General features: G+C 52.5%; 19 protein-coding genes. 16 read left to right on the top strand and 3 right to left on the bottom strand.

Going from position 1 to position 23,009, the window contains the following annotated elements:
• Positions 1-206 precede the first annotated feature (206 nt).
• The 6 genes from MKY86_RS13820 (at position 207) to MKY86_RS13845 (ending at position 10,439) form a co-directional block, all read left to right on the top strand.
• On the top strand, positions 207-1,712 hold the full coding sequence (locus MKY86_RS13820; RefSeq protein ID WP_076078057.1) for a hypothetical protein: 1,506 nt from the start codon (positions 207-209) through the stop codon (positions 1,710-1,712).
• 12 nt (positions 1,713-1,724) lie between these two features.
• Complete coding sequence (locus MKY86_RS13825; RefSeq protein WP_076078059.1) at positions 1,725-2,483, top strand: DUF6063 family protein; 759 nt, start codon at positions 1,725-1,727, stop codon at positions 2,481-2,483.
• Entirely contained in the window at positions 2,470-6,993 is a 4,524-nt protein-coding gene (locus tag MKY86_RS13830; RefSeq protein WP_076078062.1) for a hypothetical protein, read from the top strand. Before MKY86_RS13825 ends, MKY86_RS13830 begins: the two co-directional genes overlap by 14 nt.
• A 39-nt stretch (positions 6,994-7,032) precedes the next feature.
• The gene (locus tag MKY86_RS13835; protein ID WP_076078064.1) at positions 7,033-7,863 is read left to right on the top strand and encodes an aldo/keto reductase; all 831 of its coding nucleotides are present in this window, start codon (positions 7,033-7,035) and stop codon (positions 7,861-7,863) included.
• A 127-nt stretch (positions 7,864-7,990) separates the two neighbouring features.
• Positions 7,991-9,481: a TPM domain-containing protein gene (locus MKY86_RS13840; RefSeq protein WP_076078066.1), complete on the top strand. Its 1,491-nt coding sequence runs from the start codon at positions 7,991-7,993 to the stop codon at positions 9,479-9,481.
• A gap of 448 nt (positions 9,482-9,929) precedes the next feature.
• The gene (locus MKY86_RS13845; RefSeq protein WP_076078069.1) at positions 9,930-10,439 is read left to right on the top strand and encodes a GNAT family N-acetyltransferase; all 510 of its coding nucleotides are present in this window, start codon (positions 9,930-9,932) and stop codon (positions 10,437-10,439) included.
• Between the two features lie 69 nt (positions 10,440-10,508).
• Here the strand turns inward: MKY86_RS13845 and MKY86_RS13850 are convergent, their stop codons facing one another.
• Both MKY86_RS13850 and MKY86_RS13855 read right to left on the bottom strand, forming a co-directional pair.
• A complete protein-coding gene (locus tag MKY86_RS13850) occupies positions 10,509-11,048 on the bottom strand; it encodes a DUF4303 domain-containing protein (protein WP_076078071.1) in 540 nt (179 codons plus the stop codon).
• 82 nt (positions 11,049-11,130) lie between these two features.
• Positions 11,131-12,072 carry an adenosine deaminase gene (locus MKY86_RS13855; protein WP_076078075.1) on the bottom strand — a complete coding sequence of 314 codons (942 nt, stop codon included), beginning with the start codon at positions 12,070-12,072 and terminating at the stop codon, positions 11,131-11,133.
• A 151-nt stretch (positions 12,073-12,223) separates the two neighbouring features.
• On the opposite strand from MKY86_RS13855, the gene MKY86_RS13860 reads away from it, so the two are divergent.
• From MKY86_RS13860 to MKY86_RS13875, 4 genes are all read left to right on the top strand, one after another.
• Positions 12,224-13,363 carry a phosphodiester glycosidase family protein gene (locus tag MKY86_RS13860; protein WP_076078078.1) on the top strand — a complete coding sequence of 380 codons (1,140 nt, stop codon included), beginning with the start codon at positions 12,224-12,226 and terminating at the stop codon, positions 13,361-13,363.
• Positions 13,364-13,488: 125 nt separating this feature from the next.
• Positions 13,489-14,421 (top strand): LysR family transcriptional regulator, encoded by a 933-nt coding sequence (locus MKY86_RS13865; RefSeq protein WP_076078080.1) that lies wholly within the window; start codon positions 13,489-13,491, stop codon positions 14,419-14,421.
• Between the two features lie 15 nt (positions 14,422-14,436).
• Positions 14,437-15,555: a 5-methyltetrahydropteroyltriglutamate--homocysteine S-methyltransferase gene (locus tag MKY86_RS13870; RefSeq protein ID WP_076078083.1), complete on the top strand. Its 1,119-nt coding sequence runs from the start codon at positions 14,437-14,439 to the stop codon at positions 15,553-15,555.
• 432 nt (positions 15,556-15,987) lie between these two features.
• Positions 15,988-16,446 carry a GNAT family N-acetyltransferase gene (locus MKY86_RS13875; protein WP_340827014.1) on the top strand — a complete coding sequence of 153 codons (459 nt, stop codon included), beginning with the start codon at positions 15,988-15,990 and terminating at the stop codon, positions 16,444-16,446.
• A gap of 255 nt (positions 16,447-16,701) precedes the next feature.
• Here the strand turns inward: MKY86_RS13875 and MKY86_RS13880 are convergent, their stop codons facing one another.
• Complete coding sequence (locus tag MKY86_RS13880; protein WP_076078089.1) at positions 16,702-16,965, bottom strand: hypothetical protein; 264 nt, start codon at positions 16,963-16,965, stop codon at positions 16,702-16,704.
• Positions 16,966-17,583: 618 nt separating this feature from the next.
• Between MKY86_RS13880 and lysS the strand changes: the two genes are divergently transcribed.
• From lysS to MKY86_RS13910, 6 genes are all read left to right on the top strand, one after another.
• Positions 17,584-19,146 carry a lysine--tRNA ligase gene (lysS, locus tag MKY86_RS13885; RefSeq protein ID WP_076078091.1) on the top strand — a complete coding sequence of 521 codons (1,563 nt, stop codon included), beginning with the start codon at positions 17,584-17,586 and terminating at the stop codon, positions 19,144-19,146.
• A gap of 94 nt (positions 19,147-19,240) precedes the next feature.
• On the top strand, positions 19,241-19,960 hold the full coding sequence (locus tag MKY86_RS13890; RefSeq protein WP_076078109.1) for a YebC/PmpR family DNA-binding transcriptional regulator: 720 nt from the start codon (positions 19,241-19,243) through the stop codon (positions 19,958-19,960).
• Between the two features lie 89 nt (positions 19,961-20,049).
• Complete coding sequence (locus tag MKY86_RS13895) at positions 20,050-20,484, top strand: NUDIX hydrolase (RefSeq protein WP_076078112.1); 435 nt, start codon at positions 20,050-20,052, stop codon at positions 20,482-20,484.
• Between the two features lie 29 nt (positions 20,485-20,513).
• A complete protein-coding gene (locus tag MKY86_RS13900) occupies positions 20,514-21,278 on the top strand; it encodes a TSUP family transporter (RefSeq protein WP_076078114.1) in 765 nt (254 codons plus the stop codon).
• Positions 21,279-21,301: 23 nt separating this feature from the next.
• A complete protein-coding gene (locus tag MKY86_RS13905; RefSeq protein WP_340827016.1) occupies positions 21,302-21,736 on the top strand; it encodes a GNAT family N-acetyltransferase in 435 nt (144 codons plus the stop codon).
• Positions 21,737-21,739: 3 nt separating this feature from the next.
• Positions 21,740-22,912 carry an alanyl-tRNA editing protein gene (locus MKY86_RS13910; RefSeq protein ID WP_076078117.1) on the top strand — a complete coding sequence of 391 codons (1,173 nt, stop codon included), beginning with the start codon at positions 21,740-21,742 and terminating at the stop codon, positions 22,910-22,912.
• The last annotated feature ends 97 nt before the right edge of the window (positions 22,913-23,009 follow it).

Raw genomic sequence — 23,009 nt, forward strand, 5'->3', positions numbered from 1 at the left:
ATTTTGCAAATAGCCATATCTATGAAACATTGATATAATAGAATGACATGAGAATAGAAACATACATTCCCATTTTCTCGGGGTTCTGAGCATGAACAAACCGTCTATATTTTTATGTTCCGGCCCAACCTTCACCTTGCGGTGCGGATTTGGGTTTATGTTATGTTGTGGGGAAATTATGAAGTGATGGCGAGGTTGGCTAGAGGATGAACTGGAATGATTTCGGAGAACGGAACAAGCGGCTAAATCCCTTATGGAGTCTGGGCGCAGGTATGAATCTGGGTGAGCTGCAGCCGTATAAGGAAATGATTGCGCTTAGTGTGCTGCTGCAGGTCTATTATCTGGAGCTGGAATCGAATGAACAGAGGGCCAGGGAGGATCTGGTGGATCTGGCCTGGAGCTCTCTGGAGCGCTTCGGCATAGCGAAGCTGGGCAGCCCGGAATCGGTCGAACGGCTGGTAGACGGATTGCTGTGGAGCGGCAGCGGCGGGGATTTCGAGGCGTATTATTATGAGGACCATTCGCGGGAGATCGCAGTACAGAAATACAAGTATTTCACCGTAGATGAGGACGCTACACGTACCAGCTGGGAGGAGAACGGGACCACGGTGTACCGGCTGTCCGAGTATGCGATGGAGCTGATCTTCATGAGCCACGAGATTATCGATGAGTTCCAGGTCAGCATCAAGCTGCTGGAGATTCAGATGCATATCAAGCATGGACGGGTTACCCGGGCAATGCAGGATGTGAATGAGCTGATCTCACGCGTGCGCAAAATGACCCAGCAGCAGCAGGAATACCGTAGTGCCCTGCGCCGTAATCCGAAGCATATCTTCAGCGAATACGGCACCCAGCGGCATGAGCGGCTGGAGGAAATCCACCAGCAATTTGACGAGGAACGCAAGCATTTCGATAATATCCACCGCTCGCTGGCCCGGCTGGCCAATGATGAGAAGGATGTCATTGATTTCAATGAGCTGCGTCAGCTCTCCGAGCGGGTGGAGCTGTCCCGGCGGGTGCATGACGAGCTTGCCGAGGTTGTGCTGAGCATCTTCGAAGCGGAGACGAATCTGCGGCTGAACTTCCCGGAATTATTCTGGGGAGCAGCAGGCTTCAACTTCCGCACCCATGTTTGGGAGGAATGGGTGAAGCCGGAAGGACTGCCGGACGGGGATGGCCTGGAGACCTTAATCTGCGGGCTATTCTCGCCCAGCCAGGATTTCATCTATCCGCTGGCTTGGGCCTGGGAAGAGCAGGAGGTCGGTTTCCTGCCGGAGGATACGCCGGATGCGCCGGATGAACCCGGGGAAGATGAGGACATCCATTATGTGCCCAAAGGCATTCCCTGGACTGAGGTATGCGAGCTGTGGCTGCCCGTCATAGAAGGAGTGGCTGCGCACGGCAGCTTCACCTTCACTGCGGAGGCGTTCACGGAGGAGGAGCAGCGGCGTTGGGCGGATTGCCCGGATGCCGTGGATTTGTGGGTGCAATTTTTCCATACCGTAATTACTGTTGAGGCGCAGGAAGCAGAGGGCCACGGCGTGGCGGACGAATGCCAGAAGCTGCTTCAGCGGCTGATGCTGGACCACCCGGAGCTTGCGGTGCTACGCGGCGCAAGGCTGCGGACCACCATCTCTGCACAGCAGCAGGGCAGCATCCGTATCCCCGGCCTTGAGATTAGCCCTTATACCATTAATATAGTAGAGAAGTGAGATGATACGGATATGAGTTATTCCTTAGAGCAAGTTCAGCAGGCATCGCGGCTGTTCTTCGACCTGCTTCGCCGCAAGGTGATTCCGCTGGATGATCCCGCTGCCGCCGAATGTCTGCAGGATACAGCTGCTTATGATGCCCTGCAATATGTAGCCAAAGAAGCCGGCTGCCGGATTATGAATTCGGGTCACCGCCTGCACCTGCTCGTGAGTCCGATCGGCTCCGGATTCGCCAGTAACTTCACTCAGCTGCGCAATAAATATTCACGGATTGAGCGTAAGACACATCTGCATATCATTAACGTTATTATCCTTGTCTTCCTGGCGGAGATGGATCAGGATGAGCAGCACTTCAAGCCGGGACAGGACAGCATGTCCTACATACAACTGTCGGATCAGGTATCCGAGTTGTTCCATGGCTGGATCGGCATGGATGAAGACGGCAGCTTTAGCAAGCAGTGGCGCCTGGATATCCAGGCGATGCACAAGGTGTGGACCAGCCTCTACATGCAGACCAAGAGCCAGGAGGAAGGCGATTCGCTCAGCCGGGGAGCCGGTTCACGGATCGGTCTGATCCATGAAGGCATGAAGCTGCTGGAGGAAGAGCATCTGGTGTTCATCTCCGAGCATGAGAAGCGGATATTCCCCCGGGAAGAGTTGTACGAGCGGATGCGTTATCTCTACCACGATGTGGACCGGTACAAAGAGCTGAAGGCTCTGGTTGGCCGCACACTCAGCGGACAGGAGGGTGAAGCCCATGCCGCGCATTGAGCGAATCCGCATCGCCGGACTCAAGTACGAGAAGATGCTGAAGAAATATGAGGATATGATCCTTGATCTCTGTAATGAAGAAGGCCCGGCCAATACCCTGATTACGCTGATGAACGGCGGGGGGAAGGGTGTTCTGCTGCAATCGATTTTCCAATTGCTGATGCCTAGAGCCGCCTGGGGCAAGAATAATGAGAACCAGGTCGAGGCTTTTTTTCATAATCACAAAAAACAGCTGAAGCCCTACACCTTCCATGTAGCCATCGAATGGCGGCTCGATGATAAGGAACGGACGGAGTATATCACCACCGGGATCGCGATGACGGCCCAGCATTCTATGGACCAGCTTGAGATCAAAGTGGATTATCTGCTATACGCGCTGCTGAAATATGAGGAAACGGCTGAGCTTTCACTCTCAACCCTGCCCCTATATGATCATGAACTGAACAGTCCCGCGAGCTTCGAAGCGATTCAGCAGTTTGTCCGGGACCGACGTAATGAAATTAACGTCTACGGCAGCAGCAGCTCCAATCTGAAGAAATACTATGCCTACTTGGCTGACCATGATATCCATTTTGATGAATGGCGCAATATGCGCAGAATCAACGGGGAAGAGGGCGGCATCAAGGGTTATTTCCAGAAAAATGATGCCTTCACCAATCATAATCTGTTCGAGCGGCTGATTATCCCGGAGATCGGTTCCAGTCTGGGAGGGAGCCTGCGCGAGGATGAAGGCTCGCTTCAGCGGATGTTCGTGGATACCGCTACGGTTGCACAGCGGTTGCCGATGCTGGAGCAGCGGGAGCGGGCTTTTGCTGAGTTCACCTCTCTTGCAGCTCCTTTGTATGAAGCGGTGAAACTCGGAACGGAGGCGGACCTCAGCTTCCGGGAGACCGAACGGCTAGGAGCGCAGCTCTATACCGTTATTCATGATGAACTGAAGCAGGCGGAAGACAAGCGCCGCAGAACGGCGGATGAGCTGACCGGACATTATCTGGAAGCGAAGACGCTCAGATTCGAGAGCGATAATCTGAAGTACCTGCGGCTGAAGGAAGAGCATGACGGCAAGCAGGAGCACTTCAGAGTGGTCTCTGACAACCAGATACGGGCTAAGCAGCGTCTGGAAGAATCGAAGCAGAGAGAGAAGTCGCTGGAGGTCGCCCATTATCTGGCCCGGCGCAAGCTGCAGCTCCGTCAGATGGAGCAATGGCAAAAGGAGATTGAAGCCATCGAAGGGTCGCTTGCGATGAAGGAGCGCCAAGAGGTGATTCAAGGGGCCAAGCAGGAGCTGCGGGTACAGTGGGAGCAGGTCTACCGGCTATGGCAGGCGAAGAGCCTGTTCTACAGCGGACAGCAGCATTCCCATGCAGCGGAAGAACAGATTCTGCGCAAGGGCAGGGAGGAATTGCTGCTGGAGCTTGGCAGGCTGGATGGGAAGCTCCAGGAATTAACAGCCATGATCCGTCAATATACGGAGGAGCTGGGTGTGTTCGCTTCCCGCCACGGGCAGGAAGCCGCCCACTCACCGGCAGCCGCCCTACAGCGGACGATGATTGCGGCCAGAGGGCTGGTTGAGCAGATTGAGGCCTTGAACGAACAGCGCAAGACCGCTGAAGACCAGAAGCTGCTCCTGCATACGCAGCATACCCGGCTGGCTGAGAAGCTGCTGGGGGCCGAGGCCCAGGCAGAGGAGCTGACCGGACGCATCGAAGCCCAGATGAACAAGGAATCACAGCTCTGGTCACAGCTCGTAGTGCTGCTGGAGATGTATGAGGAGCATCAGCGCTTAGGCGCGACAGCTCTATTCGAAGCGAAGCCTCTAATCCAGGAGCGGTTCATTCGCAGGCTGGAGGATACCGAGCAGCAGACGAAGCGGCTGCGGCGGGATTATTATCAGCAGCTGCTGGATGTTGAGCTGCAGCAGGAAGCCTACTGGCTGCCTAACCATGATATTGTAACGGTGAAGGATACGCTGGATGCCCTCAAGATTAGTTCTATGACTGGCACCATGTATCTGAACGATCAGCCTTATCTGGTCCGCGAGGAGGAACTGGAACGCCATCCGCTGCTTCCTTACGGCCTGATTGTCACGAAGCGTGAAGCGGCTAAGCTGCAGCCGGAGCTGCTTAAGGAGCTTCTGCTTAAGGCTCCGGTCCCGATCTTCGTGCGCGAGGAGATGGCGGAGGGCGGTAGAGACGCCTTCCTGCTGCTGGCGCATCAAGGACCGCAGATGGTCTTGCAGCCGGATCATTTTCAGGAGTGGAAGCGGGGGATGGCCTCCAGACTCCGTGAGCAGGAGGAGGAGCTTCAGGCGGAGGAAGCGTATCTTGCCAAGCTGAGAAGCGCCCGGCAGGAATATGAACGCCTGCATCAAGGCGAGCATACCGCAAGTCTGCGGAGCAGACAGAAGAGCGCGGAGACCCTGCTGCAGCAGCTTCGCAGCCAGCTGAATGAAATGAACGCAGAACAGGTACGCTATGAGGAGGTTCTGGCTGGAATTTCCAGAGACCTGTCAGCCTGCGAAGCGGAGAAGTCCGAGCAGGAGACCCGGGCGGCGGCGCTGCGGGATTGGAGTGAGCGGAGCCGAAAGCACGAGCAGAACTATACAGATAAGCAAAAGTCTGTGGAGCAGAAGAATAACCTCAGCAAAGAGATTGCAGTTAAGGACCAGCAGCTCACCCGGCTGAAGGCGGAGATGGACAGTCTCGCCTTGCAGCGCGAGAAATGGATCGGGGATGCCCGTTATTCTGTATTCCCGCGGCTGCAGAACTGGTTCCCGGACATAGAGTTCCCCGGTGAAGCTGCGGGTGCGAAGGTTCAGGGTGCTGATGTTGAGGCAGATACTAAGGCAGATGAAGCTGCTGCGGATGAAGTGCTGAATGAGACGGTACAGGACAAGCTCCTGCAGCTGCTCAGTACGGTTGAGAGTCTTCAGCAGTCGCTAAGCCAGAACGAGCTTGAGATCCGCACAAGAACAGCCCAGATCAAGGCGGCCAGAGAACAGCTGGCTGAGCTGGAAGCTGCTGTGCAGCAGGTAGATGCCGGATGGCCGTCTGCCCCTGAGCCGCAGGAGTCACCGGACATGATTCAGTCCGCCAGAGTCCGACAGAAGAGCGACACGATGATTCTGGACGAGGACTATCAGCAGCTCCGTGACTCCTTCATCCGCTGCCAGACCGAGCTTGACAGCCTGCGCAAAGAGCTGGGCAAGTCCGAGAAGGCGATCAAGGAGAAGCATGAGCGGACGGTAGAGCTATGGAATGAGCCGCTGGAACAGAAGGAAGAAGAGATCAGTCTGCGGGGCCGGGAGAATGAGCATCTGCTGAATACCAGTAAGCAGGCGCTGGCTTCCATGGATCAATGGCTGCTCGTTCTGGGCAATCAGAGCCGGATCATGGATTCCCATGTCGAGCACCGTGTATCCCTCCGGGAGGTGCCGGAAGAATTGCAGCTGAAGGTGCGGGAGAGCTGCGAGACGCTGGTGGAGGATTGGCTGCAGCGCAGCAAGGAGAGCCGCAGCCAGCGGGCAGATATCTCCCGCAAGGTGAAGGAAGAGAAGACTGACCTAAGCGGCAAGGTGGCTAAGTCCGGCTGGAATGCAGAGCTTGAGACCAAGATTCAGGAACGCCTGAACAATGTTCACTGGGATGATTTCGCTATCGCCTTGCAGGTACTGGATTCCATGCTTCAGAGCTCACGTGATCAGATGGAGAGCATCCGCAGCGATAAAGAGGATATGGAGCTGTCCCGCAAGCTGTGGGTAGGCCGGGCAGCCAAGCGTGTGGTGCAGATCGTTGATATTCTGAAGCGGATGGAACGCCGGATGATCATTCACAATGAGAGCGGCCATGCCTTCCCGCTGGTTAAGCTGAATTACAAGAATATTAACGTTCCACGTACGACCGATGACATCGAACCGCTGGTCAGCGAGTACTTCAACCGCTGCATCAGCAGCCTGCTGGAGCGGTTCCCGAAGATGGAGCAGGTTCCGGCTTCGGCCATCCGGGAGCTGATTAATGACGGACGCATGGTGTATGCTGCACTGCAGAACCGCTTCCCGGTGTTGCAGGTGTATAAACCGGTGACGGAGAATTACTTCCTGTATGCCGCTCCCGAGGACTATCATTATTCCGATTGGGAGGTTATCAACCGCGGCGCGCTAGATGAGGCAGTGGGCAGCGGCGGGCAGCGCCAGTCCGTTCAGTTGCTGGTGGCGATGATGATTATGACCCACAAGCGTGTTAACCGGGAAAATAAAGGCTGGACGGTCTTCCTGTACGATAACCCGTTCGGGGAGATGGTCTCGAATAACGTGCTCGATCCGGTCTTCGAGATCTCGAAGGCGCTGAAGTTCCAGTGGCTGATCGTCACGCCGCCGGAGCTGGTCAAGAATGATGTCAGCATCCGCTTCGGCGTGTACTGGCAGCTGTATTTTGGCGGAGATAAAGGGGATGCCCTGGATTCGACCCTGATCAAAGGCGGGCGCAAGCTGATCCCTGCTTCATTATTCTAGTTAATCTAACCAATCCAATAGACAGGTGGTAGTGTGATTATGTTGAACTTAAAATCGGCAACGAAATTAGCTAACGGTGTAGAAATGCCATGGTTCGGGCTGGGTGTCTTCAAGGTACAAGAGGGCCAGGAGGTTATTGATTCGGTCAAAGCAGCCATCAAGGCCGGTTATAGAAGTATTGATACCGCATCCGTATATGGAAATGAAGAAGGAGTCGGGCAGGCTATCCGTGAATCGGGAGTTGCGCGTGAGGAGCTGTTCATCACCACCAAGGTATGGAATACAGAGCAGGGCTATGATTCTACGCTGGCTGCATTTGACCAGAGCTTAAGCAAGCTGGGACTGGATTATGCCGACCTGTATCTGGTACACTGGCCGATCCGGGCCAAATACAAAGACACTTGGCGCGCCCTTGAGAAGCTGTATGCGGACGGTAAAGTCCGTGCCATCGGGGTATCCAACTTCCAGATCGATCATCTGGAGGATCTGCTGGCAGACGCCGCCGTGAAGCCGATGGTCAACCAGGTGGAGCTGCATCCGCTGCTTAACCAGCTAGAGCTCCGCGAATATTGCAAGGCGCAGGGCATTCAGATTGAAGCCTGGGCCCCACTGGCCCAAGGGCATCTGCTGGACAATGAGGTCCTGGCCGCTATTGCAGCCCATCATAACAAAACGCTGCCGCAGGTCATCCTGCGCTGGGATCTGCAGAACGGAATCGTGACGATTCCGAAGTCGGTCAAGGAGGAGCGGATTATTGCAAATGCCGATATTTTTGACTTCGAGCTGTCGGAAGACGAGATCAGCCGGATCAACGGCCTGAACCGCGATCAGCGCTTCGGCTCCCATCCGGACCGGTTTAATAACGAATAAGCCCCGGCAGACTCTTTTGAATAATTACTAGATTCGGGCATACACATAAGAGAGATGGAACTATACGTCCATCCCGTGCGTAACCGATATAGTAATAGAAGAGATTTGAGAAGCCGGAGGGGTAACTATGAATCGTAAAAGTATACAAGCAGCACTTACCGCCATCCTGATGATTGTGCTTCTGCTGCCGCTGGCACCCGGGCGGGCGGAGGCTGCTGTTCCGAAACATTCAGAATCATTCTATGTGAATGACTTTGCAGGCGTAATTGATGAGAAGACTGAGAATTACATGGTCAACTATGGGGTGAAGCTCTATCAGGAGACCGGGGCGCAGGTAGTGCTGGTTACGGTGAATTCGACGAACGGCGTCTCTATGGAGAAATATGCGACCTCGCTGTTCAATTCATGGGGAGTCGGCTCAGCGGACAAGAATAATGGACTGCTGCTGCTGCTCTCCATTAAGGACGATGATTACTGGGCGGTTCCCGGCAAGGGACTGGAGAATGAACTGAACAGTGGTGTAATTTCGAAGATTCTCTCGGCATCGCTGGAGCCGGACTTCGCAGCCAAGAAGTATAGCGCAGGTGCCCATAAAACCTATGGCGCCTTCATTCAGAAGCTCGGCGGAAGCTACTCGGAAACACTAGGCACCCGAAGCTATGTCTCGGACAATGCCGGAGTCCTCCCGCAAGTCACCAAGGATTATCTGAACCAGTCCAGCAACCGTTACGCGGCTACCACCGGGAGCGGAATCTATGTGGTAACCGTTAAGAATACTGGCGGCAAGAGCCTGCAGGATTACACCTATGCGAAGTTCGCCGGGGTTGCTGCCGGTCCCAGAGATGTGATGCTGGTGCTGGATATCGGCGGGGATAACTATCATGTGCTACAGGGCAAGTCGATCGACAGAGTGCTGACGAATGAGCGGATCAGCGGGATTCTGGATAAGGTGCTGGAGCCTAAGTTTGCGGCAAAAGATTACGCAGGCGGAGCAACGGGGACAGCGAATGCCTTCTACGGCTTCTTCCTAGCGCGGGCAGATGCTGCTTCGGGAAAAGCCGCAGGCAGCTCCGCATCCGCAACAGCCTCCACCGTCAGCAAAGCACCTGTGACAGCGAAAGAACCTGTGAAGCTGGTGCCTGTCTCCAGAACGAAGGGGATGATGATTCTCGGAATTTTCCTGGTTCTTGTCGCGCTAATCAGTCTCGCGGCTGCCGCGCGCAACCGTTATGTTGCCCGTTACGGGATACGGCTGAATCCGCATAACCCTCGCAACATCCGGCGCTATGGCGTCTGGACCGGCCAGCCCGGCTATGGCTACAGCCAGAGAAGAAGATACCGGCGGCCGCACCATCACTCCTCCTCGGGGAGCGGCTCATCCAGCTCCAACAGCTTCTGGGGCAGTAACTCCGGGGGCGGCGGTTCTTCGAGCGGAGGGGGAGCAGGGCGGTATTCCTCGCGTGACGATGATGATGATGATGACCGGAATCGTGGCGGTGGCGGATACTCGGGCGGCGGCGGAGCTGGCCGGTATTCCTCCAACGATGACGACGATGATAGCAATTCCGGCGGTGGCGGCAGCGCAAGCAGCGGTGGCGGTGTCGGGAGACATGGGTGAGCCTGGTACTCTGACCCGTTAAGGGTTAGGCATTGTTCATCCACATTCTGAAGTGTAACACGCATAGAATGGACAAGAAGGGGAAGCCGTGCAGGAATGCGCGGCTTCTTTTCACAGCTATTATGTGGTTAAGTAAGCAGCGTAACACGAGTTGAGAGGAATTATGGTACGAGTTAAGAGGAATGCAGATTGTACATGTACTTACAGAGGGCATGCAGCAAATAGATGTATTCCGTGCAGCTAAATGACGGTGTAAATCTGGATTTGTAAGCTTAAATGTATTATGTACAACTATAATTGGTCGAAATCCCTCTTTTACCGAATAAGGGTGAATTTAAATGTACAAAGTGCAATTAAATCAATCCCGGCGCAATAATGGACCGTTTTAATTGTACAAAGTACACTTAGGGGATAGGCACAGTGCAACTGGAAAGGAAGGATTGATTTTATGAGTACAACTATAAGGGTCCGCCGGATGAAGTCCGAGGACATTACATTAATACATGAGGGGCTGGCTCCGCATGATGTCAGCAAACCGTTAGCGTATATTGAACAGTGTTGGAAGGAAAACGAAGGGGAGAAGCGGCTTACGCTATTAGCCTTCCATGAGAATCTGTTTGCAGGCTGGGGACATATCGTGTATACCTCACACTATCCTTATTTTGCAGAGAATCATATTCCAGAGATTCAGAATCTCGATGTGATCTCTACCTTACGAAAACGCGGCATAGGGAATGTGCTGATGGAAGCTCTCGAAGCAGAAGTGTTCGCTACATTCGATACGATTGGCATTGGGTTTGGACTGTATGCCAGCTACGGTACGGCCCAAAGGCTGTACACCAAACGCGGCTACATTCCGGATGGCCGGGGACTCATGTATGACAACAAGCCTGTGGTTCCTGGAAGTCAGGTGCGGGTGGATGATGAGCTTACTCTATACTTGACAAAATCAAGGTAGAGCACGAATTACCATTACTATAGCGGCAGTCAGGGATATTAATGTCCGGGCTGCCGCTATTAGGTTTCTTTAGATTTCAGCATCATAGCGTGCCATGAATTCAGGAACTAATTCAGGATTTGTCATAAGCGACACCGATTCATTTTCTAATTCCTCAGCCAGCTCATCGTCGGTCATGGATACAAAGAAGGTAATGTCCTCTTTGGTTTGATTATATTTTGTGAATAAATCGTCCTTGGTTTCATTAACAACCTTGGCAATGATTTTGACCATTTCATCTTTATATTGGTATACATTATCCTCTGCATATAAAAAACGGCTGATATGATTGAAATGCGAATGCTCACCATATTGAAATTCGGAAATTGCCCATTTGTAATAAAGCTCTGTTTCAGCATCATCACATAAGCCTTCACTTGTCATATCGGCAATATGTCTGGCAAGGGATTGCTCTGTATTGACAGCAAGGAACAGAGTGACAAAGTCGCTATCCGTCCCGACTGCGCAGACATATACCTTCTCTTGTGCTACTTCCGCCAATATAGCTTCAAGGTCAGCCACAAAGCCCTCGCGAATCCGTTGTTCAAATTCAGTTAGAAAAGCGTTCATTATAACCCTCCTTATATTATGATTTAGTATAACTTCACTTATAGAATAGTGGCGTTACGAATAGGAATGCAAGCAGCTGCCTTTATCTCCGGTTTGCCTCTGTCAGCGCATTCTCCCTGATTGTATTCAACTCCTCCACACTGAACAATCCGGCCCGGTACAGATTAACGAACTCGTCCGACACACTCTGGTCAAAAATAATCATATCATCCGTATTCACCGTGACTGTGACGCCATAATCATAGAGCTTGCAGATGGGATGTGACCCATAATCAGCCACCCGGGAGAGCAGAATATTGCTGGTGGGGCAGATGTTAAGCTGGATATGATGGTCGGCAAGCCACTTCATCGTCTCTGGCGATTGCGCGGCTGCGATGCCATGCTGAACCTGATCCAGCTCCAGTTCCTCCACCGCTTTTTTTACCAGATCAGATGTACCAAATTCCCCTACATGCGCTTTGAGAATCAGCCCTTTCGCCTTCGCTATGCGGAACGCCTGCTTAAACCCCGGAACAGCAGACTCATCGCCAAAAATATCGAGCGATCTAAAGTAGTTATACTCCAGATATTGTTCGAGCCTCTCAATGGTTTCTTGGATTGGTGTATGAGTAAGAAAGGCAAGCTCCGGCACAAAATGAATCTCCGGCGCAACCCGCTGGTGAATGCCCTGAATGGTCTGAATCAGTTTTGCTATAGAGCCGTCAAACCACTCTTCTTCTCCCATCGTCACACTCATATGCAGCAATTGAACACCGTCGGTCTTCGCTTGGACAAAAGCGGCCTCAATCCGCTTCTCATACCCGATTCGTCCGGGCAGCAAAGGCTTGATATAGCGGGTATTCCACCGGTTCATCTCCCCAAGATCCTTAAATGTTGGACATTCCGGTATAGTCGTACCGCACCAGGCACTTATATACCGTTTGTTGCCTCCCCGGGTGATATGGTTGTGCAGATCGCCTTTAGGTATTTGCTGGATGCTGTCCAGATTGTTCTGCTCCAAGGCTGTGATGAATTGCTGTTTCATGCCGCTGTCCTCCTATGTTTTAATCGGGCCGGCCTGTGCTTATATGAACTAGTTTACAGTTTCTGGACAGAGTTAAACAAACTGAAACTTTTAAATCAGAGATTTCGTCTATCATGGAAGTTGTGAGTTTATAGACTTAACCATTATCAGTATGTTAGGGAGGATTTCAGAAGTGAGCTCTTTACCACAACGTTCAACTGTCCGCAAGAAGAAGACACCGGCGCGCAAGCGCAAGAAAAGAGGTTTCTTCCGCACACTCTTCAGGGTGTTCATGGTCTGTTTCATTCTGGTTATAGCGGCCGGAGGCTGGCTCTATTTTGCACCGTCGGCCCAGAATACGCGCTTCCTGATCGCAGATACGCTGATTACGACTCAACACCGGCACTGGGCCAAATATATTATCGGCGAAGAGGAACTGAAGCACCGCGTCAGCGATTATACCAAGCGCTTCGAGGAGATGGGCGACGAGGTAGATACCCATGAGATCAAGCCTGAGCCTGTAAAGGAAGCGGAGCATACACCGCTCGTCCAGATTGAAGAAGTCACGGGCAGCGGGTATAGCGGCTATGTCATGATTGTGAACGATCCCAAGAAGGTTCGCCTGGGTGTGCCTAGCAAAATCGGCTCCGGGGAAAAGGTATCCAGCATGGTGGCACGGACGGGGGCTATCGCCGGGGTGAACGGCGGCGGCTTCGCCGATCCGAACTGGAAGGGCAATGGCTTCAAGCCGATCGGGCTGGTGATCTCGCAAGGGAAGCTGTTCTACAATGGACTGGGCGGCAAGAAATCCACACAGATTGTCGGCATCGATAAGGAAGGAAAAATGGTTGCCGGTAACTACACTCTGGATCAGCTCAGCAAGATGGGGGTGCAGGAGGCGGTTTCTTTTCAGCCACGGATTATTGTGAACGGTAAAGGCCAGATTAAGAATGCCGCCGAAGGCTGGGGCATCGCGCCAAGAACTGCAATGGGCCAACGGGCGGACGGTGCGCTCCTCTTCGTTGTGATTGACGGACGGCAGCCGGGCTACAGCATCGGGGCGAACCTGTATGATGTGCAGCAGATTATGCTGAAGCATGGGGCGGTCATTGCGGCCAATCTGGACGGGGGATCTTCGACGGTGCTGGTGAAGGACAACGAGATTGTCAACAAGCCTTCTTCGCAGTATGGTGAGCGTTACTTGCCAACGGCATTCCTGGTGTTCGATGACCCCGAGAACGCGAAGATCAAGAATATCTGGGAAGGGCTGGACCCGGCCAAGATCGACGCAGGCAAGAAGCGCACCCAGTAGCATCCACAGGTTCCCTGCTTCATAATCTATAGTAGATCAGACGCGGCAGGTGTGCTAGGATAACAAGTAAATTCTTATTTTGCTGAACCTGCCAGGTGAAGTCCTTGATCGGAGGGGGAAAAGGTTTGACTTTGCAGCAGCTCCGCTACGCAATTGAGATTGCGAACAGCGGCTCTATGAATGAAGCGGCCAAACGGCTATTTGTGTCGCAGCCCAGCCTCTCGAATGCTATCAAGGAGCTGGAGAACGAGCTGGGCATCACGATTTTTGAACGGAATAACCGGGGAATCAGCATCTCGGCGGAAGGCATGGAATTCCTGGGCTATGCCCGGCAGATTATTGAGCAGACTGAATTCATGGAGAACCGCTATACCGGTAAGAAGCGCAGCCCGATCTATTTCTCGGTATCTACACAGCATTACGCGTTTGTTACGGATGCTTTTGTGAAGCTGATGAAGGAGAGCAAGGTGCAGGAATACAATTTCAGCCTGAGAGAGACGCAGACCTATGAGATCATCGAGGATGTGCGCACCCTGCGCAGCGACATCGGGATTCTGTACATCAACGAGAGCAACTACAAGATCATGAACAAGCTGTTCAGTGACGGGAACCTGAAGTTCACTCCGCTGTTCAATACGAATCCGCATGTCTATGTGCGGGCAGGGCATGTATTGGCTGCAAAAGAGTGGATCACGGCGGAGGACATTCATCCGTATCCTTACATTACTTTTGAGCAGGGGGATAACAATTCGCTGCATTTCTCAGAGGAGATGCTTAGCTTCACACAGATTGAGAAGAATATTAAGGTGACCGACCGGGCCACGCTGACTCATTTGCTGCTCGGCAGTGATTCGTATACCGTAGGGACTGGGATTATGGCCTCTGAGCTGGATGATGCGGGGCTGATTACGATTCCTTTTGACAGCAAGGAAGTGTTCTCTGTCGGCTGGATCGCACACAAGGACCGCAAACCGAGTGAGATTATGTCTACATATATCGATATTCTGAATGATCTGGTGTCGGGTAATGCTTTCGAGCTTGAATCTTTCTTATTATAAGAGCAGGAGGGACGTATGAGCAGTCCAGTGATCGGATCGACAAGAAACGCACCGCCCTTCCGCTACGACATTGTCGGGAGCTTCCTGCGTACAGAGGAGATCAGGAATGCACGCAGCCTTCATGCGGAAGGTGAACTAACCGCGGGACAGCTGCGGGAGATTGAGAATATAGAGATTGGCAAGCTGCTTCAGCAGGAGAAGTCGCTTGGGCTGAAGGCTGTGACCGATGGCGAATTCCGCCGCTCCTGGTGGCATCTGGACTTCTTCCTTGGGATTGAGGGTACTGGAAAAATCACTCTTGGCGGTACTCCCGGCGTTTCCAAGGAGCAGACGAACCGCGCCGAGAGCTTCAGGATTACCGGTAAAATCGCCTTCGGTGACCATTCTATGGTCGAGGAATTCCGTACCTTGCAGCAGATGGCCGGAGAGACGCTGGCCAAAATGACGATTCCTTCACCCTCTTTGTTCCATTTCGTGCAGGAGTATAACGGCAACGACATTTATTCCAATACCGAAACGCTGTACGGCGATATCATTCAGGTGTACCGGACGGCGATTCAAGCCTTCTATGATGCCGGTTGCCGTTATCTGCAGCTGGATGATACCACCTGGGGGACGCTGTGCAGCGGCAGACATCGTGCTCATCTGCGCAGCAGGGGCGTTGACCCGGATCAGCTTGCTCAAGACTACGTCCGGCTGATTAACGAGAGCATTGCCGGCCGCCCGGCGGACATGACCATTGCCCTGCATGTATGCAGGGGCAATCTCCGCTCCACCTGGTTCGCCGCCGGAGGGTATGGGCCGGTCGCCGAGGAGCTTTTCTCGAATACGAACGTGGACGCGTTCTTCCTCGAATACGACAATGAACGCTCCGGCGACTTCGAGCCGCTGCGCTTCATCAAGGATCAGTTCGTCGTGCTGGGTCTGGTGACCACCAAGCATGGCGGGCTGGAGAGCAAGGAGCAGCTTATTGCGCGTATCGAAGAAGCTGCCCAGTACGTAGACATCAACAAGCTGTGCCTAAGCACACAATGCGGCTTCGCCTCCTCGGAGGAAGGCAACATTTTAACGGAAGAAGAGCAGTGGGATAAGCTGCGGCTGGTGATTGAGACGGCGAATGAGGTTTGGGTGTAACGTTGGATGGATCGGGATTAATTGGTGTGAATTGGGGAGGATTGCCCGGTGTGGCGATCCTCCTTTTTGCGGGGGGCGCTAGGCAGCGGGCTGTGGCGGATCATAGGTGGATTTCCTCCACTTGCTGATGAAGGAATGCACTTTGCCGGGACAACAGTTGGATAAAGGACACTTAATTTCTTCCACATTCCGCAGTAGCGGCATATCCCGATGCAGTAGTTGTTGTTTTTCCACTTGTTCACCTTAAAGGATTAGAAATCACGAAATTAGGATACATTATTCCACTTGTTTCGGAGCTGCGAAGGCTCAAGTGTTCTTGTGCTTGCTGTGATAGCCTTTTTCTTTAACCATTCTATACCAACCGTAGAGATTCCCTCCACAGTATAATGTTGGGAGAAGTTTGAATGCTGAAACTAGATCTTTGGAGGGAATATGATGGTTATTGAACTAAGGCCTGTAACGGCCGAGAACTGGTATGATTGCACATTGCTGAAGGTGAAGCCAGAACAACAAAGCGTTTTTCCTGCTCCGGTGGTTAATTGGATTGCTGAGGCAAAATTTGTGCAGGAGTTTGAACTTCTGGCTATTTATTCAGGAGCTGTGGTGGTAGGATTTATTGTTTTTTGTACAACTCCCGATGAGGAAGGTAACTGCTGGATACCTGCCCTTATGATTGATGAACATCATCAAGGACAGGGGTATGCCAGACAAGCCATGGTGAAATTAATACAGCATATGCGAAATGAAGGGTGTAGCCGATTAATGATCGGGCATAGACCCGACAACCGGATTGCCGGAATGTTGTATGAATCGCTTGGATTCCAAAAGGTCAGTGAAGAGTTATACGACGGTGAGGTTGTACGTTGTCTGGAGCTTAATCAATGCATTTGACCACAAATAGCCCTCCTGCAAAGAGGGCTGATCGTTTGGCCATAGGAGCCAGGACATTCGATTCTATTAGTCGCATAGACCTAAATCGCATTTTTTTTGCTATTCCTGTTACATACTGTTGAGAGCTTTTTCTATTTTTACTCCAAACTTTGTTTCGTTCAGCTTGGGTGTTCTAGTTTTTGAATCGACGAGGGCGTAATACAGAACTAAATATTTTCCAGATTGGTAGACAATTGGTGCGTGGGAACTAAGAAGCTAAATACTTTCTTCAAAGTGCTTTATTCCACTTTCTCGTTTCTCCTCCGATCCGAAAGCGTAAACTTTTATAATTTCCTCATTACTCAGTTTATAGCTAACAGGTTTAATACCCTCAAGAATTTGGTCGTCAGGTGATTCAATTTTTGTAATGTTTTTTTCAAGGGACATTATGGCTTCATTCACGTTAGAATATTCTTGTTGAGAAGAACAAGCAATAAGAAATAAAAAGCTAATGAAGGTGAAGAATAGATTTTTTTTCATGAATAACCCTCCTTTTTTGTTCAGGACACAGATAAGAAGAGACGAGACCCACCTAATGCAGAAGTTACTAACAAAATTGAGCTTGCCATGTATTCCTTATGATTTTATCAAAAATAGCGAAGAAAAGTATGGCATGGGCTTAGGGTGATGAATTTTCTGGAGTTCTGTCTTTGGTTCCAGATGCTCAAGCGAAATACCTGACAGCTATTAAAGGTTATTTTAAACTTAATAATTGACACATTCTCCCTCCCGCAGTATTATTGCAAATAATAACGTACAACAACACAAGCGATGAAGAGAAGAGTAAGCAGGCGGCAGCGTTCACAGAGAGCTCCAGAGTGGTGAAAGGGAGCAGCGAAGCACCTGATCTGAAAAAAGTCTCCGAGCTGCATAGGGAATTGGGCACAAGTGTCCAAGGATGGTATGCCGGGTTCTCCCGTTACAGAGATAGGGTATAAGCGTCATGGCCGTACCCGAAGAGGCGGATGAGGCAACTTGTCCGTGAACAGAGGTGGTACCACGAAGCTTATCCAAGCTCCCGTCCTCAAGATATTAATCTTGAGGGCGGGAGCTTTTTTGCTTTTCAGGCAATTCACAATAAACTTAGAGGTGATTGAGATGCATTGGGCAGAAAAAATTGCAAACCGGTTAATCGCGGAGCATCCGCAGCGGCAGACGTATGTATGTGCTTCCGGGATCAGTCCGTCCGGATCAGTTCATATCGGGAATTTCCGCGAGGCGGTGACGACTGCATTTGTGGCGAAGGCGCTGCGGCGGGCGGGGAAGGAGGTGCGGTTTATTTTCTCATGGGATGACTTTGACCGGTTCCGCAAAGTGCCGGCCCACGTGGACCCGGGCTTCGCTCAGTATATTGGTCTACCTTATTCGCAGGTGCCGTGTCCGTATGGCTGTCATACTTCGTATGCGGCCCATTACGAGTCGGAATTCGAGCAGGCGCTCCAGGTATTTGAGATTGAGCCGGAGTTCATTTATCAGAGCCGGGAATACCAGTCAGGCCGTTATTATCCGCAAATCCTGCACGCCCTGCGCCGCCGGGGAGAGATTTACGATATCCTGATGTCGTTCAAGACAGGTGAGAGTTCGGCGGATGAGCGGGCGGCATTCTATCCCATCCATCTCTATTGCGGGCAATGCGGCAAAGACTCGACTACCATTCTTGATTACAACGACACGGCGGAGACCGTGGCTTACCGCTGCGGCTGTGGTCATTGCGATACTGTACATATTCCGCAGGCGGACAATATCAAGCTGCACTGGAAAATCGACTGGCCGATGCGCTGGCAGCAAGAGCAGGTCGTATTCGAGCCGGGCGGCCGGGACCATTCGTCAGAGACAGGAAGCTATAATGTGGCTGCGGTAATCGCAGAGCAGATCTACGGGTATTCGCCGCCGGTGTATGAGCCTTATGAATTCATCAGCATCAAAGGCAGCTTCGCTAAAATGTCCAGCTCCTCCGGGCACAATTACACTCCAGATGATGTGCTCCGAGTCTACGCCCCGGAGAACATTCTGTTCCTGTTCGCCAAATACCAGCCAAATGCCGCCTTCCATATCGGGCTGGATGAGGATGTGCTGCGCAATTATGCGGAGTTCGAACGGTATGCTGCAGGAGCACGGGCAGGCACGCTAACGGGCGATCTTGCAGGTGCGCTGGAGCTGTCTCTGCGAAGCGGCTCCCCGGTGAGTGCTGGAAGTAACGTTAGCTTCGGCCAGGTAGCCAGTCTGCTTCCCTTAATCAACTTCGACAGGGGAAGGCTCCGGGAGATGTTCAACAGAAATAATGTGGAGATTGATGAACTCCGGCTTCAGAGGGTGGCGGACCGTGCGGAATACTGGATCAGGAACTGGATGCCGCATAAGCTGGTAACGATTCAGAGCAAGCCCAACTATGCTTATTATCACTCCCTTACCGGAGTGGAACTGAGATGGCTGCGGAGCTTGTGCAGTCTGCTGCGGAGCAGGGAGCTGGACGAAACGCAGCAGATGACCGAAATCTACGCCATTTGCCATCATGAAGACAAAAAGACGATGCGCAGCCAGCAAAAAAGACTGTTCACCATCATCTATCAGTTAGTGCTTGGTGCGGAGGAAGGCCCGCGTCTGCCTTGGCTAATGCAGGCAGCCGGGCCGGAGCAGATGCTGAATTTGCTGGATTTGTGAAGGAGCGTGGACGGCCCTTTACGGGATCGATTGAAGAGAGGTATAATATACAAGACTGTTTTTAATTAAATGTTGGAAAGCGAGCGGTAACGATATGGGTCGTAAATGGAATAATATTAAGGAAAAGAAAGCATCCAAGGATGCTAATACAAGTAAGGTCTACGCCAAGTTCGGGGTAGAAATCTATGTTGCAGCGAAGAAGGGCGAGCCTGATCCGGAATCCAACCGGGCGCTGAAGGTCGTTCTGGAGCGGGCCAAGACCTACAATGTACCGAAGGCGATTATTGACCGTGCCCTGGAGAAAGCCAAGGGCAGCGGCGATGAGACCTACGTTGAGCTGCGCTATGAAGGCTTCGGTCCAAGCGGCTCGATGATTGTAGTCGATGCGCTGACGAATAACGTCAACCGCACGGCTCCGCTGGTCCGTTCCACGTTCAGCAAGAACGGCGGCAACATGGGCGTCAGCGGATCGGTTACGTATATGTTCGATCCGACAGCGGTAATCGGGGTGGAAGGCAAATCGGCAGATGAGGTTATGGAGCTGCTGATCGAAGCAGACCTGGATGTCCGCGACGTGCTAGAAGAGGACGAGGCGGTCATCGTGTATGCTGAGCCGGACCAGTTCCATGCAGTACAGGAAGCCTTCCGCAGCGCAGGAATCACGGAATTCACCGTAGCGGAGCTGACGCTGCTCCCGCAGAACTATGTAGCTATTCCTGAAGATGCGCAGGCACAGTTCGAGAAGCTGATCGATGCGCTTGAAGAATTGGACGATGTGCAGCAGGTCTACCACAACGTGGATTCGGAAGAATAGAATAGCAGTAACTTGAATGAGCGGGCAAGCCGATTTCCAGGCTTGTCCGCTTATTCTTTCGGGAGTGAGAATGGAGAGGAAGAATTGGAATGGAAGTCTTTCGATTAGTCAGTGTAGTCCATGTATTTCTGATTAAGGACGGGCAAGTCCTGCTGCTGAGACGGAAGAATACAGGACATCATGACGGGGAGTATGGACTGCCTGCCGGGAAGCTGGATGGCGGCGAGCCGCTTCATACCGCCGCCATCCGCGAGGTCCGGGAAGAATGCGGTGTGGTTATAGCTCCCGCCGATCTTACCCTGATCGGAACGATGCACCTGCGTACCTCCGGGGATGAGCGGGTGGATTTCTTTTTCAGGGCGGAGCAGTGGACTGGAGAGATCTGCAACATGGAGCCGGACAAATGCGATGAGATATGCTGGTTCCCGGTGGATGTGCTGCCGGAGAATATTATCCCGTTCGTACAAGAGGCCTGGAATACATTCAGGGACGGCGTCTGGTATGCCGCTCATGGATGGAATTAGATTAGAGTAGCAGGGGGAATGGCACAGTAATGGAAGACTGGACGCTCAGTATGGTTCTTATATTGGTGATATGTGGATTTCTGGCTGGATTAATTGATTCTGTAGTGGGCGGCGGCGGACTGATCGCGATTCCGGCGCTGCTGGCGGTAGGGATTCCGCTTCCGCTGCTGCTGGGCAGCAGCAAATTGGCGGGATCGATGTGCTCGCTGACCAGCACCGCCTCGTTCGTGCGTTCCGGCAAAATCAATTTCAAGCTGGTGCGGACGCTGATCCCGCTGTCGATCATTGGCGCGATGGCCGGAACGCTGACTGTACGTCAGGTGCCTTCCGAGTTCCTGAAGCCGCTGGTGATCGTGATGCTGGTGGTCATTACAATCTACACCTTGTTCAAAAAAGCCTGGGGAGACGTCTCCACCTTCTCTGCCAGCAACGGTAAATTACGTCTGGCGGGAAGCATGGCAGCGCTCATAATCGGCTTCTATGACGGGTTCTTCGGCCCGGGAACGGGGTCGTTTCTGATTTTCGCTTTTCTGATGATGGGGTTTGAATTTGTCACCGCCGCAGGCAACGCCAAAATCCTGAATTTCGCCAGCAACATCACAAGCCTACTTACATTCATTGCCCTGGGCTCTGTCAGCTACACCCACGGGCTAATTCTGGGGATTCCGATGGTGATTGGAGCCATTGTCGGCTCCCGGTTGGCGATCCGCAAAGGAGCGGCGTATATTCGGCCGTTATTCATTACAGTCACTGTCATATTGATCGGCAAGCAAATATGGGATACGATGCATTAAGCACAACTAATGGAGTGGATGAGATGGAGATCAAGCTTATACATAAGGAAGAAGTCTGGAAGCTTAGGCATGAAGTCATGTGGCCCGAGCGGGAGCCGGATTATATTAAGCTGGCAGATGACGATCAAGGCAAGCATTACGGGCTGTATGTGGGGGATCGTCTGGTTTCTGTGTTATCCCTGTTCGTCAACGGCACAGATGCGCAGTTCCGCAAGTTCGCTACCCTGGAGCTGGAGCAGGGCCAGGGCTATGGCAGCAAGCTGTTGAAGACGGTTCTTGCGGAAGCGGAGAAGGCGGGGGTGCGACGGATTTTCTGTAATGCCAGAACGTACAAGGCAGGCTTTTACAAGAAATTCGGCATGCAGAGAACGGATGAAGTGTTCAGCAAAGGCGGCAAGGACTACGTGGTCATGGAGAAGTTTTTCGGACCTGCAATGGATGCGAATGGGGGAGCTTAAGGGATGACCAAGAAGCTATATTATGATTCGGCTGATATTCAAGAATGGAGTACCGTGATCACCTCCGCGATAGAGCGTGAAGACGGGATCTATGTGACGCTTGCGGAGACGGCCTTCTACCCGCACGGCGGCGGACAGCCTTGTGATACAGGAACCATCGGCGGGATTGCTGTGCTGGATGTGGTGCTGGAGGCTCAGGAGGTGCTGCATAAGGTGGCGCAGCTTCCCGGGCAGACTGAAGTAGACTGCGCCATTGACTGGGCCCGGAGATTCGACCATATGCAGCAGCATAGCGGCCAGCACCTGTTATCCGCCGTATTCCTAAAGTTATATCAGGCGGCGACCGTCAGCTTCCACCTGGGGAGTGATTATGCCACGATTGACCTGGACCGCTCTGAGCTGTCAGCGGCGGAGCTGGCGGAGGCTGAGCAGGAGGTTAACCGCCAGATTTACCTGAACCGGAGCATAGTCAGCTACTTCGTGACTGCAGAGGAGATGGCGAAGCTGCCGCTCCTTAAGCTGCCCAAGGTAACCGAGGACATCCGGATTGTCGAGATTGAAGGCGTGGAGCACAATGCCTGCGGGGGAACACATGTCGCGGCGACCGGGGCGATTGGCTTGATTAAGCTGCTGCGCTCCGAGAAGCAGAAGGGCCATGTACGGGTTACCTTCCTGTGCGGGGGGCGGGCACTTGCCGCCTTCAACGATCATGTCCAGATCATCAGCCAGTTGTCCGTCAAGTTCAATACCGGCAAGGAAGAGATTATGGACCGGATCGGCAAATGGGAGCAGGAGCAGAAGCTTATGCAGATGGAGCTGGCTGCGGTGAGGGAGCAGAATGACAGTTATCTGGCCCGGGAGCTGTTAGCCGCTGCGGAAGCCGACAGCCGGGTGATCCGGCTTATCTCGGATACGAGAACGCTTAAGGACTTGCAGAGTCTGGCTGCAAAGCTGACGGCGCTGACCGACCTTCCGCTGCTGCTGCTGAGTGCGGCGGAGAATAAGGCTGTACTCGCGCATAGCGGCTCTGCGGAATTCTCGTGCGGAGCATTCTTCAAGGCTCATCTGGGCGGATACCAGGGCAAGGGCGGGGGCAGCGACAAGCTGGCTCAGGCCGGATTCCCGTCATGGGAAGACGCACTGGCATTTTACAATTTTGCCAAAGAACAATTCTGATGTGGGGCAATTAAGGAGCTATGGAGCGTTTATTCCGTAGCTCTTTTTGCTGTTTTCATAGGGTGAGCAAGGATTGGAGCGACTTAAGGATTATTTA

The sequence above is a fragment of the Paenibacillus sp. FSL R7-0333 genome (assembly GCF_038000365.1).
GTDB lineage: Bacteria > Bacillota > Bacilli > Paenibacillales > Paenibacillaceae > Paenibacillus_AQ > Paenibacillus_AQ silagei.

Coding starts and splice junctions, on each gene's coding strand:
- MKY86_RS13830 (WP_076078062.1), top strand. CDS start 2,470: ATGCCGCGCATTGAGCGAATCCGCATCGCCGGACTCAAGTACGAGAAG.
- MKY86_RS13870 (WP_076078083.1), top strand. CDS start 14,437: ATGAGCAGTCCAGTGATCGGATCGACAAGAAACGCACCGCCCTTCCGC.
- MKY86_RS13835 (WP_076078064.1), top strand. CDS start 7,033: ATGTTGAACTTAAAATCGGCAACGAAATTAGCTAACGGTGTAGAAATG.
- MKY86_RS13895 (WP_076078112.1), top strand. CDS start 20,050: ATGGAAGTCTTTCGATTAGTCAGTGTAGTCCATGTATTTCTGATTAAG.
- MKY86_RS13850 (WP_076078071.1), bottom strand. CDS start 11,048: ATGAACGCTTTTCTAACTGAATTTGAACAACGGATTCGCGAGGGCTTT.
- MKY86_RS13845 (WP_076078069.1), top strand. CDS start 9,930: ATGAGTACAACTATAAGGGTCCGCCGGATGAAGTCCGAGGACATTACA.
- MKY86_RS13825 (WP_076078059.1), top strand. CDS start 1,725: ATGAGTTATTCCTTAGAGCAAGTTCAGCAGGCATCGCGGCTGTTCTTC.
- MKY86_RS13875 (WP_340827014.1), top strand. CDS start 15,988: ATGATGGTTATTGAACTAAGGCCTGTAACGGCCGAGAACTGGTATGAT.
- MKY86_RS13880 (WP_076078089.1), bottom strand. CDS start 16,965: ATGAAAAAAAATCTATTCTTCACCTTCATTAGCTTTTTATTTCTTATT.
- MKY86_RS13905 (WP_340827016.1), top strand. CDS start 21,302: ATGGAGATCAAGCTTATACATAAGGAAGAAGTCTGGAAGCTTAGGCAT.
- MKY86_RS13840 (WP_076078066.1), top strand. CDS start 7,991: ATGAATCGTAAAAGTATACAAGCAGCACTTACCGCCATCCTGATGATT.
- MKY86_RS13910 (WP_076078117.1), top strand. CDS start 21,740: ATGACCAAGAAGCTATATTATGATTCGGCTGATATTCAAGAATGGAGT.
- MKY86_RS13890 (WP_076078109.1), top strand. CDS start 19,241: ATGGGTCGTAAATGGAATAATATTAAGGAAAAGAAAGCATCCAAGGAT.
- MKY86_RS13820 (WP_076078057.1), top strand. CDS start 207: ATGAACTGGAATGATTTCGGAGAACGGAACAAGCGGCTAAATCCCTTA.
- lysS (WP_076078091.1), top strand. CDS start 17,584: ATGCATTGGGCAGAAAAAATTGCAAACCGGTTAATCGCGGAGCATCCG.
- MKY86_RS13855 (WP_076078075.1), bottom strand. CDS start 12,072: ATGAAACAGCAATTCATCACAGCCTTGGAGCAGAACAATCTGGACAGC.
- MKY86_RS13900 (WP_076078114.1), top strand. CDS start 20,514: ATGGAAGACTGGACGCTCAGTATGGTTCTTATATTGGTGATATGTGGA.
- MKY86_RS13860 (WP_076078078.1), top strand. CDS start 12,224: ATGTTAGGGAGGATTTCAGAAGTGAGCTCTTTACCACAACGTTCAACT.